Below are 12,512 nucleotides of genomic sequence, written 5' to 3'. Positions count from 1 at the left end.
AATAATTTTATCAAAAATGAAACTCATTGTATATTGTTTTGTTTTTCGTACATGCTTTTCTTAAAGGAGCTGATTAAATGAAACGAAAGATCGCCATCAGCTTAAGCATATTCTGCACGATTTTAGGAGGAGCATTCTTGATTGACCGAAATGATCAAAAAAGGTGGCAGGACGGCAGTGAATGGCCGCTATTTTCTGAGCACCTTTTCCGCATGAGCTATCAGGAAACTAAGCTGTATCCTTTTCAGCCTAGGGAATATTTACGAATTGTATTAGCTGATGAATAAAATCATATAGGATAAAAGAAATATAAAAAAGCATGTGCCTATGAGAGGGCACATGCTTTTGATGTTTCAATGTTTTAAGTAAACATTCTAAGTAAGATTGTTGCGCAGATCACAGTTGCTGCTCCGCCAAGACGTGTAGATACTTGTGCGAAAGGCATGAGACCCATTCTTCCAGAAGCTGAAAGGATCGCAACGTCACCAGTACCGCCAAGTCCGCTGTGACAGCCTGTCACAATCGCAGATTCTACTGGGTACATGTTCATCAATTTCCCAACGAAGTAACCAGAACCCACCATTCCAAGAACGACAGCGATACATACACAAACGAATGGAATAGAAATCACTGTTGCTACATCATCAAGTGGAATGTATAGAATCCCTAGACCGACCATAAGCGGCCATGTAAAGCTTCTTGATACAAACTTGTAGAACTGCTGTGAGCCATCTTGCAGATGCTGAGGCATCACGTTTAAGTATTTGATTAAAGCGGCAAGAACAATCATTAAGATTGGACCTGGAATATGAACAAAGCTTTCTAATAAACCACCAAAAATGAACGTTGTACAAGCCACGAGTACACCAGCACCCATTAACCCAAAATCAACTTTTGGATCCATATCAGGCTGTTCAAAAATTTCATTTGCCTCTTTAGATTTTACAAGACGACCATTCCCGTTTAGTTCAGGACGTTTTTCACCAAGCTTCTTCATTGCGCCAGCACAGATAATGGCAATGACGTTCCCAATGACGGCAGCAGGAATTAATTGAGAGATTAATGACTCTGCTGATACACCAAGAATTTGTGAATAAGCAATAGATAATGGCAAAATCCCTTCTCCAACACCACCAGCAATAATCGGAACAATAATAAAGAAGAACGAATGATGCGGTGTGTAACCAACTAAAAGACCAACAAGAATTCCGGCAGTCACAGCTGCAATTGTACCTGCAACAAGAGGAACAAACATACGAATAAGGCCTTGTACTAAAACAGTTCGCTGCATCCCAAGAATACTACCTACTACAAGAGCAGAAATATAGAAGTAAAGGAAGTTCGACGTCTTCATAAGAGACGTAACCGCTTCCAACGAGTTCGGATTCAGAACATGAAAAAAGACCAGGAACGATGGTACGAATAAAGAAAGAATCGCCGGTCCACCAATATCTTTTAATATCGGAATACGTTGTCCTATATCTCCAAGGAAAATCCCCAAAATCATAATAACAGCGAAACCACCAAGCATATTTGCTGGAATTTTATTAAAATAAGCGGCAGTTAAAATAATCGCTGCAAGTACTAAATACACAGGTAAGTCAATAACACCAATTTTCCAAGACATGATCTTACGGAAAACGCTTTTATTATTGTCAGAATCGTCTGTAATCGATTTCAATTGTTGTGCATTAGCCACATAAACACCCCCAAATGCTATTTGTCTCAATTGTAGAAGATTCTGTGACACTCATCTATTTATTAAACTAAATTAAGTGTAATAAAAGTAAAATAAACAGGAGTTTTTATGTTTTTATCATACAAAAATCCCCTGAAGGTAGTTTATCCTTCAGGGGATTGATCATACATCGTTATTATCGTTTTCCTTTTAAATAAGGTGTCCCAAGTGCTTTCGGTGCATCTGCTCGGCCGATGAAGCCAGTGAGTGCTAGGATGGTCAGCACATATGGTGCAATGAGCATATACACGTTCGGTATATCTTGGAAGAGCGGTAGGAGAGAGCCAATAATGCTTAAACTTTGAGCAAATCCAAAGAATAAAGCAGCGCCCATTGCGCCGAATGGGTGCCATTTACCGAAGACAAGTGCAGCTAGTGCGATGAAGCCTTGTCCAGTAATGGTTGCATGTGAGAAATCAAGAGCGATGGTTGACGCATAAACAGCTCCGCCAAGACCACCAAACAGTCCACTAATAAAGACGCCGATATAGCGCATCCGGTACACTTTGATTCCCATTGTATCAGCAGCCATTGGATGTTCTCCGACTGCACGAAGACGAAGACCAAACGGCATTTTAAATAAAACAAACCAAGCAACAACCGCAAGCGCTAATGCGAGTATGGACGTATAATAAACATCTTTAAAGAAGATATCGCCAATTATCGGAATGTCACTTAAAAGGGGAATATCACCTTTATAGAAAGGCTCTGTAATTTTATCTGTTTGAGCTTTCCCGTAAATGAGTTTCACGACAAACAGCGTAGCGCCAAGTGCCAGCATGTTAATCGCAACACCACTGACCGTTTGATCTGCACGGAATGTAATGGTCGCAACTGCATGAATGAGAGAGAACAATCCGCCAATCGCCATTCCGACGAGGAGCCCAAGCCACGGGGTCAAGGCCCCAAATGTATCAGCAAAAAACAAGTTAAAGATAATACTGGAAAATGCTCCGACGACCATCAAACCTTCAAGACCGATATTCACAACACCTGATCTTTCTGAAAAGACGCCTCCAAGAGCGGTTAAAATAAGTGGTGCAGCATAGACAAGTGTTGCTGGGACGATGATTTCAAGAATTTGCAGAAATCCCACTTATTTTCCCCCCTTTTTCTTCATTTGGTTCATCACAAGACGGATAATATAGCTTGAGGCAACGAAAAGAATAATGATCGCAATGACAATATCAACGACCTCAGTCGGTACGCCAGATTCAAGTGGCATATTTAAAGCGCCGACCTTCAATCCACCAAGCAGCAGTGCAGCAAGAACAACACCAACAGCAGTATTTCCACCTAATAAAGCGACGGCGATTCCGTCAAAACCTACACCGGTAAACGAGCCTTTAATTGATGCATATTCAAATGTACCAAGACCTTCCATTGCGCCTGCAAGACCTGCAAAAGCACCTGAAATGAGCATCGCATAAATGATATTGCGGCGAACATTCATACCGGCATAATGGGATGCCTGCTGGTTCATTCCAACAGCCCGCAATTCAAAGCCTTTAGAGGTTTTTTGAATAATGACCCACATCACGACCGCAGCTATAATGGCAACAAAAATACCATTATGCATCCGGGAGAAATCGGTGATTTGTTCAAAGAAACCAGAGCGAAGCGAGGCAGTGGCATCGATTTTTTCTGTTTTATCTTTATTATTTGTTAAGACATTTGAAATCAAATAGTTCGTCACATGAAGGGCAATGTAGTTCATCATGATCGTGACAATCACTTCATGAACATAAAAACGAGCCTTTAAAAACCCAGGAATAAAGCCCCATAATGCACCAGCAGCAGCTGCGGTGATGAGTGCAAGTGGCAGATGGATGTACATAGGTGCATGGACAGTTGTACCGATCCATACAGCAGCTACCCAGCCAATCAGCATTTGACCTTCTACACCGATATTAAAGAGACCTGTCCGAAATGCAAAAGCAACAGCAAGCCCTGATAAAATGTAAGGTGTCACTTGTCTGATGGTTTCTCCCATATAATAGGTTTCACCGAAGACGCCATTCCAAAGGGCGCCATAGCCTTCGATGACACTATAACCGCTTGCCAGCATAATAATGGCCCCAACAAAAAGACCAAGTACAATGGCTATAAGCGGAATAAGCAGATTTGTTAAGCGATTAGACATTTGCTTCTTTCCCCACTTCCTGTTGCGTACTTCCAGCCATTAATAGACCAAGCTCTTGCTCTGTTGTTTCTTTTGGATCAACGATGGCAATAATGCTGCCTTCGAATATAACAGCAATCTTATCACTGACATTCATAATTTCATCAAGCTCAAATGAGATGAGGAGGACGGCTTTGCCTGTGTCCCTTTGCTCAATGAGGCGCTTATGAACAAATTCAATCGCACCAACATCAAGTCCACGTGTCGGCTGAGCGGCAATTAATAAATCGGGATTGCGGTCAACTTCACGGCCAATAATGGCTTTTTGCTGATTCCCGCCTGACAGGGCGCGTGCCTCTGTATATTCACTCGGTGTTCTTACGTCATACTCGGCAATGATTTGCTTTGCCTTTTGGTATATATTTTTCATATTCATCAAGCCAAATTTTGAGTATGGACGCTGGTAATACGTTTGTAACGAAATATTCTCTCCTATTGAAAAATCAAGCACTAGTCCGTGTTTATGACGGTCTTGAGGAATGTGTCCAATTCCAGATTCGGTCACCTTACGAGGCGGAAGATTTTGAATGGCTTTCCCGTTTAGCATGATCGTGCCAGATTCTGATTTTTTTAGACCAGTAATGGCTTCAATCAATTCAGATTGACCATTGCCATCGACTCCAGCAATACCGACAATTTCTCCAGCCTTTACTGAGAGGTTGAGATGTTTGACCGCTTCAATACCTCGCGCGTCTTTTACCGTAAGATCCTGAATTTGAAGTACTTCCTCAGCAGGAGAGGCGTCTTTTTTGTCTGTCTTAAATGAAACTTCACGACCGACCATGAGGCTTGCAAGCTCATCTTTGTTTGTGCTTTCCACATCAAGTGTACGAATGCCTTGGCCTTTTCGGATAATGGTGACGCGGTGACATGCATCCATAATTTCTTTCAGCTTATGGGTAATTAAAATAATGGATTTGCCTTCATTGATTAAGTTTTTCATAATTTGTATGAGTTCTTTAATTTCTTGAGGTGTTAAGACGGCTGTTGGTTCGTCGAAGATCAAAATATCAGCGCCGCGGTAAAGAGTTTTTAAAATTTCTGCACGCTGCTGCATGCCGACAGAGATGTCAGATACTTTTGCGGCAGGGTCTATTTTTAAACCATAGCGGTCAGAAAGCTCTTGTACTTGCTGTATGGCTTGTTCTTTGTCGATCTTTCCAAATTTCTTGGGCTCTTTTCCTAAAATGATGTTTTCAGCGACGGTGAAGGTATCGACAAGCATAAAGTGCTGATGCACCATACCGATGCCTAAATCACTTGCATCATTCGGGCTAGAGATGGTCACAGGTTTTCCGTGAACCTTGATTTCACCTTTTTCAGGCTGGTACAGTCCGAAAAGCACGTTCATGAGCGTTGATTTTCCAGCGCCGTTTTCACCAAGCAGCGCATGAATTTCGCCCTTTTTTAGCTGCAGCGTAATGTTATCGTTTGCTACAATGCCAGGGAATTCTTTGCGTATATTCAACATTTCAATGACATAATCCACAGGTTTAACCGCTCCTTTTTTAGGGTGCTGATGAAGATAAAAACTAGCAAAAGAAAAGCTGCAAAACGAGGCTGCAGCTTTTCTTTTACCACCTTTTACGAATAAAGAGGAGGTAAAGGAGAAACAAGGGGATAAGGCGCGCTTATCCCGATGTTCAAATTAAGCTTTAAAATCTTTTAGTTCATCACGTGTTGCAGGGATTTTAATTTCGCCCTTGATGATTTTTTGTTTCCATTCTTCTACTTTCTTCAATACATCTTTATTAAGGTTGTCCTGAGATGGAGAAATGTCAAGAGCGCCTTCTTTTAGACCATATGTGATCACTTCGCCGCCAGGGAACTTACCTTCTTTTGCTTTCGTTGTTAAGTCTTGTACCGCTTTGTCTACTTTCTTAACCATAGAAGTAAGGGTGACACTTTGTTTTGTTCCAGGTACTTTTCCTTCGTCATACTGGTCTTTATCTACACCGATGACCCAAACTTTGCGGTTAGGATCCGCTTTTTTCAGGTTTTTCGCTTCTGTGAAGACACCAGTTCCAGTGCCGCCAGCAGCATGATAAATGATGTCGACGCCGGATTTGTACATGCTTTCAGCTGTTGCTTTCCCGATGTCTGCCTTATCGAATGCACCAGCATATTTCACTTCAACTTTTGCTTTCGGGTTAGCTGCTTCAACGCCTGCACGGAAACCAACTTCGAATTTTCTGACTAATTCAGAATCAACGCCGCCGACAAAACCAATTTTGTTTGATTTTGTAGAAAGAGCAGCCGCAACACCCACAAGGAATGATCCTTCATTTTCGTTGAACACAATGCTGGCTACGTTGTCTTTTTTCACGACAGCATCAACGATGGCAAAGTGGTTTTTCTTACGCTGATCTGCAATTTCACTAATAGAATCTTGCATTAAGAAACCAATTCCGTAAATAAGGTCGAATTTCTCACGAGCAAGTGTGTTTAAGTTTGTTGTATAGTCAGCGTCTGATTTAGATTGTAAGTAATCAAAGCCGTTTTTACCTTTTTTTAGATTGTTGTCTTTTCCAAATGCTTGTAAACCTTCCCAAGCTGATTGGTTAAACGATTTGTCATCGACACCACCGACATCAGTTACCATTGCAACAGTGAATTGATCTTTATCTTTTTTGCTTTCACCGCTGTTTGAGCCAGAGTTGCCGCATGCTCCAAGGATGGTTCCTGCTGCTACGACTAAGGACAATGCTAGTCCAATTTTGCGCTTCTTCAAAACATAACCCCCTATAAAATTTAAAAGTTTCAGAAAAGTCTCGCGAAAAAAGACTGACCTATCTCTTCTCACCCTTCTGAATAGGGTATTTTATCCTGCTTTCTCCTGAAACTTATGGAGGACAGGAGAGAAGATGTAAGACATCAGACTTATATCTCGTTGAACTAATCAATCATAATTTATCATTTCCAATCGAATAAATAAATAGAAATTTGTTTTATTTTAAAAAAAATGTTAAAAGGCTAAATTCGATGTCTTTTTATGTGCTGAAATATGATATAATGCCGCTTTTGTGATGTGATCTACTACAGTGGAACCACTGATATCAAGGGGTTTGTCACATCGTGTTCCATAAAAAAACATCTGGCCTCTGTATAAGGTCAGATGTGTCAAATTATAGATATTGCTGAATTAAATTCATATTTGTTGTACTGAGTTTATATTGGAAAACAGGGCGTCCAATTGTCCCGTATGCCATTTCAACATCAACTACTTCGATGTCCTCAAGGAATTTCAAGTATTTTCTAATAGAGACTTGAGAGATTTCTGTATGATTCGCTAGGTCTTCGGTCGTGAAAGCCTGATGACCGAATGATTGAATACTTGTCCAGATGAGTTTGAGTGTGCTTTTGGTCAGGCCTTTTGGCAGAAGGACTTTTTCCGTCTCTGCTTTTTTATGAAAGAGCTTCGCATCTAAATCATTTTGCGAGATGCTGTTCATCGTTTGGTACAAGGCGTGTTTTCGTTTATATTCTGAGAGCGCTGATTGGAAACGTTCAAATTCAAACGGCTTGATCAAATAATCAACAGCCCCGTTTCGCATCGTTTGCTGGATCACGTCGATTTCATTGGCAGCTGAAATGACAATGACATCAACCGAATGATTTTGTTTGCGAATTTCTGATAATAATGCCAGGCCATTTTGTCCAGGCATATAAATATCGAGCAGTACAAGGTGAATGGCTTCTGTTTTTAAGATGTCCAGTGCCTGCTGAAAAGAGGTGGCAATCCCTTTTAATTCAAAGCCGTCGATTTGGGTCAGGTAGCGTTTGTTCAGCTCCCCAACCATTGGGTCGTCTTCTACTATTAACACATTAATCATGTGAATCCTCCTTTTGTTTATACGGAATACGGAGACTAAAGGTCGTTCCTTCTCCTTTTTCACTCGTGACAATCAGATGACCGTTCAATTTTTTGATGCTTTGATCAACGAAGTAGAGACCGAATCCTCTGTCTTCTCCTTTAGTTGAAAAGCCTTGATCAAACATGATGTCTTGTTCTTTTTTTGTGAGACCAACACCTGTGTCTGTAATTTCAATATGAAGCTGCTCCTGAACGTATCGGAATGAGATCGAGATGTTTTTCGTCTCAGTATGAGAAACAGCATCGAGTGCGTTATTTAACAGGTTGCCAATGACGGTAATGAGATCATGCGTCACTGCCGGGTCCTCTGAATTTGGGACTTGTGTGCTGCATATGACTTCTAAGGTCGCGCCTTGTTCCCTGATATAGCTTTGTTTTCCTAGTAAAAATCCTGCTAAAACAGAGTTTTTCACATGGTTGATGATTTCATTTGTTTCCGTCTGCTGATAGATCGCAATATCTTTGATATAAGTGCCAAGGTCATCGTAGTTTTTGAGCTGAACCAATCCTAAAATGACATGAAGCTTGTTCATAAATTCATGTGACTGGGCACGGAGGGCATTTGCATACATTTTGACTCCGCTCAGCTGCTCAGCCAAGTGTTTGACTTCTGTTTTGTCACGGAAGGTGGCGATTGCTCCAACGATCTCGCCCTTTACCGTAATCGGGACTTCGTTAAATACGAGCTCCAGTCCGTTCATTCTCACGTCGCGGTCAAGCAGCGGCTTGCGTGTTTCAATGACTTGCTTTAGACCGCTTGAAGGGAGGAGCACCTGAACATCTTGTTCTCTAGGATCAACCATAATGCCCATAATATGAAAGAGCCGTTTCGCTTCAGCATTGGCGAGCTTGATTTTACCGTGCTGATCGACGGCAAGAATCCCTTCTTTTGTTGATTCTAGCATGGCGCTTCGTTCTTTTAATAATGTAGCAATCTCATCTGGCTCTAGTCCAAACATAATTTTCTTCACTTTTCTTGCCACAATGAGTGCTCCAATGATACCAGAAAGAAGACTGAGCGATATGACGAAGTAGAGTGGAAGTAAGCTTTGATGAATAATCAAGTCAATTTCCTTTAACGTAATCCCTACTGCCACAGCCCCGAGCTGCTTCCCATTTTGATCATAAACCGGAACAAAAGCACGCATGGATCTGCCAAGTGTTCCAGAAGCCGTACTAATATGCTCTTTACCCTGTAATGCTAGTTTTTCATCACCGCCAGCAAACCGCTTCCCGATCTTCTGCGGATTTGGATGGGTTTTGCGAATGCCGTTCATATCCATCACGACAACGAATTCGGTTTTGGTGATTCGCTGAACACTTGTTGTATATTGACGGAGTGCTGAATACGATCGATTTTCTTCTAATGATTTCGCTGTGATCGGAGCCTCTGCGACCATTTTTGCAGTGGAGAGGGCGATGTCACGTTCCTGCTGATGAATGTTTTTAGCTGTTTCTGACCAGATCGTAAAGAAAGTGATACAAAGGGAGATCAGGACAACGATACAAACAAAAATCGTCAGTCGTGTTTGCAATCTTAATGTTTTTTTCACGAGTATACCCCTAACGCACGATTTTTTCGTAATAGTAATACTTTAACGGGAAAATGTAAGTTTGTGAAGGAATGTACGTGCAAAATCACAAATTTGATTTTGCTACCAGTTTACTTTGAAAGCATCTTGTCAATCCGTTTTAAGTGAGCCATAATAAATGTGAGCTTATGAGAAAGGATCTATTTATGAAAAATACATATTTGACTGGATATTTTCCGCTGATTTCGATTTTACTATTCAGCTCTGCTTTTTCGATTTTCACAGTAGGGATAATGACTGATTTCTTGACTCAAGCAGGTATTTTAAAAGGAATGCTGGAATTCTTCTCGGAACAGGGCATCCGGCTTGCTCTTTTTGCTGCTTTTGCACTTGTTTATTTTATGATTTTATCTGCCTTGAAACTGATTGCAGATACGGTGTTAGAGCTGGCGCTACTCTTTTTCGCGAAAGATCCTGAAGGAGAGAACTTAAAGAAAATTCGGATTGCATCCGTTGTTTATTTATTTGCCAGCTTGCTTGCATTTCTGCTGACGCAGCAGCTGATTTTGCTTGTCGGACTATTTGTTTTAGCAGGTCTTGTCTATTTTATCTGGGTTGTGGTCCGCATTTATCAATCGCTTTCCATGCTGAATTTAATTGGATTTATGATGTTTATTTTGCTGTTTTGGGCCACGTTTTTAATCGGCATTTTGTACTTATTTATTAAGCTTTATAACAGTGTTATGGCAAGTCTGCCTTCATAAACAGACAAAGAAAGCATCCTCCGATAGTGGAGGATGCTTTTTTTATGATAGAAACCGTTTTTGAATATCAGGTGTAGGCATCATACAAGATGTTTTTTGACCGAACCATTTGTAGCGATTTTTCGCTATCCGCTCATAAAACCAATCACGGATAGGGCGCGGAATGGCAAGGAATAAATAACTCCATCTGTAGATTCCTTTTAAATGCCGCGTGGCTTTTAAGATGCCTGTCGACTTCGTATAAAGGGTTCCTTTTTCAATATAAATGAATGAATTAAACTCATCTAAAGGCAAACCGTTTTCTTTTAAAATGCGCTGCCCTGTCTCTGATTGTAATGAAGCAAACATCATTCGCTCATTTGGATCACGCTTAATCACAAACTGAACAGCGCCGCTGCACACGTTGCAGACACCATCAAATAAAATTAAATGGGATGGATGTGTTGAATGCATTGCAATCAAACCTCCTGTTTATCTGGCGTATTGCATCGTATTTTTCCAAATACGTAAGTGCGGACTTGAGCTGTAAATAGATTCAACCGTTCCTCTATCTCTTCCAACCCATACACCCATTGTATATTGATCTGTCAGTCCAACAAACCAAATGTCTTTGTAGTCATTGGATGTTCCTGTTTTACCACCAATGTAAGGGGAACTGAAATTCGCTTTTTTCCCTGTTCCGCTTTTTACAACGGAGGCAAGCAGTTTACGCATGGTGTCATTTGTCCGCTGAGAATACACTTGCTTCGGTGACTCTTTCCACTTGTAAAGTGTCTTGCCGTTTAAGTCTGTCACCTTTGTGATCGAATGATTTTGCGTGTAAGCACCTTGGTTGCCAAAGACGGTATACGCATCTGTTATTTCTAGCGGCGAGAAGCCCTTCGTAAATCCGCCAAGTGCAGAAGGAAGGCGGTAATCATCCGCTACGATATGCTCGAATGAGAATTTCTCTAAATAGCTAAAGCCCTTTTTGACACCGACTGTATCTAGCATTCGGATCGCAGGGGTATTGTAAGAGTTCTTAAAGGCTGTTTCAAGTGTGACGGTTCCATACGTTTTATGATTATAGTTCTGCGGACAGTATCCGCTGCTACAAAACTTGCCGGCACTAATTTTGCTTGAAGCTGTTGCACCGGTTTGGTCGATGTAAGGACCATAGTCTAAAAGCGGCTTAATCGCAGAACCAGGCTGTCTTTGCGCTTGATAGGCGTAGTTGAAATCAAACTTTTTATAGTTCTTGCCTCCAGCAAGTGCGACAATTTGATGCGTTTCATGATTAATGACCGCTGATCCGCCTTCTACACCTTGGTAAGGTAGCTGCGCATTGAGCTGATAGACGGCTCGTTGCTGTAAGGAAGGATCAAGTGCCGTATAAATTTTGACCCCATCCTGAAGCAGGGCACTGACCTTTTCAGATAATTCTTTTTGAATGGCTTTTTTTGCTCCATCTGTTTTGGCCTTCTTCAAGCGTTTTGTAAAGCCTTCCTGATCTGACACAAGATCGGTAAATTCCTCATTGGCATATGTCACATAGTCAGGGTAAAGGTTTTTCTTTTCACTCAAGGACAGGTTGATTTTTTGTTTGACGGCTTTTTTGTATTGCTTTTTGGTGATGACGCCGTCTTTCTTTAAAATGCCAAGCAGTCGTTCTTGGCGTTTCTTTGTGTGTTTGAATTGCTTCAATGGGTCATACAGTGTTGGGTTGTTTGGAATCGCAGAGATAAATGCCATCTGTGCAAGCGTTAAAGAACTAAGTGGCTTATCAAAATAGTAATTAGCCGCAGAACCGACACCGTAAACACCATTACTGAAATAAATCGTATTTAAATAGCTTTCGAGTATTTCATCTTTCGAGAATTTCCGCTCTAATTCATAGGAATAGAGCAGCTCTGTAAACTTTCGGGTGAACGAACGTTCATGGCTTAAATATAAATTACGAGATAATTGCTGTGTGATCGTACTTGCGCCTTGGCTGATGCCATGGTTTTTCACATTTGAGGCAAGGGCACGAACAACTCCCATAAAGTCAATGCCTTTATGGTCATAAAAGTTACGGTCCTCTGAGCGGAGGAACAGCTCCTTCACATGATCAGGAATTTTATCATACGTGACGAACACTCGGTTTTCATCGTTTGATACGATTTCGGAGATGAGGGAACCATCCCGATCATACATATAACTGTTTTGGGAAAAATCTATCTTTTCCAGCTTGATTTTTTGATCAAGCACTTCGTTCACAGGCTTCACACTTGCAGCTTCTTCCTTTGATAGATAAAAAGTCAGAACAAATAATGGAATGAGGGCAGCAAGTAATAACCAACCAATCATTGCACGAAACATGAGGTCACTCACTTTCTTCAATTTTCTAGCCATATCGTACCATTCTTTTGCGAATACGAGAAGGTTATTTTTAGAAAAGAAT

The 12,512-nt window shown here is 41.1% G+C and carries 11 protein-coding genes; 2 read left to right on the top strand and 9 right to left on the bottom strand.

What is annotated here, in order from left to right:
• Nucleotides 1-77: 77 nt before the first annotated feature.
• The gene (locus MHH41_RS14460) at nucleotides 78-287 is read left to right on the top strand and encodes a hypothetical protein (protein WP_003213300.1); all 210 of its coding nucleotides are present in this window, start codon (nucleotides 78-80) and stop codon (nucleotides 285-287) included.
• A gap of 74 nt (nucleotides 288-361) precedes the next feature.
• Here MHH41_RS14460 and MHH41_RS14455 read toward each other — a convergent pair whose 3' ends face one another.
• The 7 genes from MHH41_RS14455 to malK all read right to left on the bottom strand — a co-directional run bounded on the left by MHH41_RS14455 (nucleotide 362) and on the right by malK (nucleotide 9,347).
• The gene (locus MHH41_RS14455; protein ID WP_340866482.1) at nucleotides 362-1,699 is read right to left on the bottom strand and encodes a 2-hydroxycarboxylate transporter family protein; all 1,338 of its coding nucleotides are present in this window, start codon (nucleotides 1,697-1,699) and stop codon (nucleotides 362-364) included.
• Nucleotides 1,700-1,874: 175 nt separating this feature from the next.
• Nucleotides 1,875-2,834 carry an ABC transporter permease gene (locus MHH41_RS14450; protein ID WP_003213713.1) on the bottom strand — a complete coding sequence of 320 codons (960 nt, stop codon included), beginning with the start codon at nucleotides 2,832-2,834 and terminating at the stop codon, nucleotides 1,875-1,877.
• Entirely contained in the window at nucleotides 2,835-3,881 is a 1,047-nt protein-coding gene (locus MHH41_RS14445) for an ABC transporter permease (protein ID WP_003212654.1), read from the bottom strand.
• The gene (locus tag MHH41_RS14440) at nucleotides 3,874-5,409 is read right to left on the bottom strand and encodes an ABC transporter ATP-binding protein (RefSeq protein WP_003213375.1); all 1,536 of its coding nucleotides are present in this window, start codon (nucleotides 5,407-5,409) and stop codon (nucleotides 3,874-3,876) included. Before MHH41_RS14440 ends, MHH41_RS14445 begins: the two co-directional genes overlap by 8 nt.
• A gap of 159 nt (nucleotides 5,410-5,568) precedes the next feature.
• Entirely contained in the window at nucleotides 5,569-6,651 is a 1,083-nt protein-coding gene (locus MHH41_RS14435; protein ID WP_044140813.1) for a BMP family lipoprotein, read from the bottom strand.
• A 394-nt stretch (nucleotides 6,652-7,045) separates the two neighbouring features.
• On the bottom strand, nucleotides 7,046-7,753 hold the full coding sequence (locus MHH41_RS14430) for a response regulator (protein WP_340866481.1): 708 nt from the start codon (nucleotides 7,751-7,753) through the stop codon (nucleotides 7,046-7,048).
• Complete coding sequence (malK, locus tag MHH41_RS14425) at nucleotides 7,746-9,347, bottom strand: malate sensor histidine kinase MalK (RefSeq protein WP_050944037.1); 1,602 nt, start codon at nucleotides 9,345-9,347, stop codon at nucleotides 7,746-7,748. Before malK ends, MHH41_RS14430 begins: the two co-directional genes overlap by 8 nt.
• A 185-nt stretch (nucleotides 9,348-9,532) precedes the next feature.
• On the opposite strand from malK, the gene MHH41_RS14420 reads away from it, so the two are divergent.
• The gene (locus MHH41_RS14420) at nucleotides 9,533-10,090 is read left to right on the top strand and encodes a YufK family protein (RefSeq protein ID WP_003212871.1); all 558 of its coding nucleotides are present in this window, start codon (nucleotides 9,533-9,535) and stop codon (nucleotides 10,088-10,090) included.
• Between the two features lie 42 nt (nucleotides 10,091-10,132).
• Here the strand turns inward: MHH41_RS14420 and MHH41_RS14415 are convergent, their stop codons facing one another.
• Both MHH41_RS14415 and MHH41_RS14410 read right to left on the bottom strand, forming a co-directional pair.
• Nucleotides 10,133-10,543 carry a thiol-disulfide oxidoreductase DCC family protein gene (locus MHH41_RS14415; protein WP_003213597.1) on the bottom strand — a complete coding sequence of 137 codons (411 nt, stop codon included), beginning with the start codon at nucleotides 10,541-10,543 and terminating at the stop codon, nucleotides 10,133-10,135.
• Nucleotides 10,544-10,561: 18 nt separating this feature from the next.
• Nucleotides 10,562-12,463, bottom strand: a complete 1,902-nt coding sequence (locus MHH41_RS14410) for a transglycosylase domain-containing protein (RefSeq protein WP_340866480.1) — start codon at nucleotides 12,461-12,463, stop codon at nucleotides 10,562-10,564.
• Between the last annotated feature and the right edge of the window lie 49 nt (nucleotides 12,464-12,512).

This window comes from Bacillus sp. FSL K6-1145 (assembly GCF_038003425.1).
GTDB classification, from domain to species: domain Bacteria; phylum Bacillota; class Bacilli; order Bacillales; family Bacillaceae; genus Bacillus; species Bacillus pumilus.
Note: the sequence above shows the minus strand (reverse complement) of the source record. Positions and strands in the feature narration are given on the sequence as shown.

Coding starts and splice junctions, on each gene's coding strand:
- MHH41_RS14420 (WP_003212871.1), top strand. CDS start 9,533: ATGAAAAATACATATTTGACTGGATATTTTCCGCTGATTTCGATTTTA.
- MHH41_RS14410 (WP_340866480.1), bottom strand. CDS start 12,463: ATGGCTAGAAAATTGAAGAAAGTGAGTGACCTCATGTTTCGTGCAATG.
- MHH41_RS14415 (WP_003213597.1), bottom strand. CDS start 10,543: ATGCATTCAACACATCCATCCCATTTAATTTTATTTGATGGTGTCTGC.
- MHH41_RS14430 (WP_340866481.1), bottom strand. CDS start 7,753: ATGATTAATGTGTTAATAGTAGAAGACGACCCAATGGTTGGGGAGCTG.
- MHH41_RS14445 (WP_003212654.1), bottom strand. CDS start 3,881: ATGTCTAATCGCTTAACAAATCTGCTTATTCCGCTTATAGCCATTGTA.
- MHH41_RS14460 (WP_003213300.1), top strand. CDS start 78: ATGAAACGAAAGATCGCCATCAGCTTAAGCATATTCTGCACGATTTTA.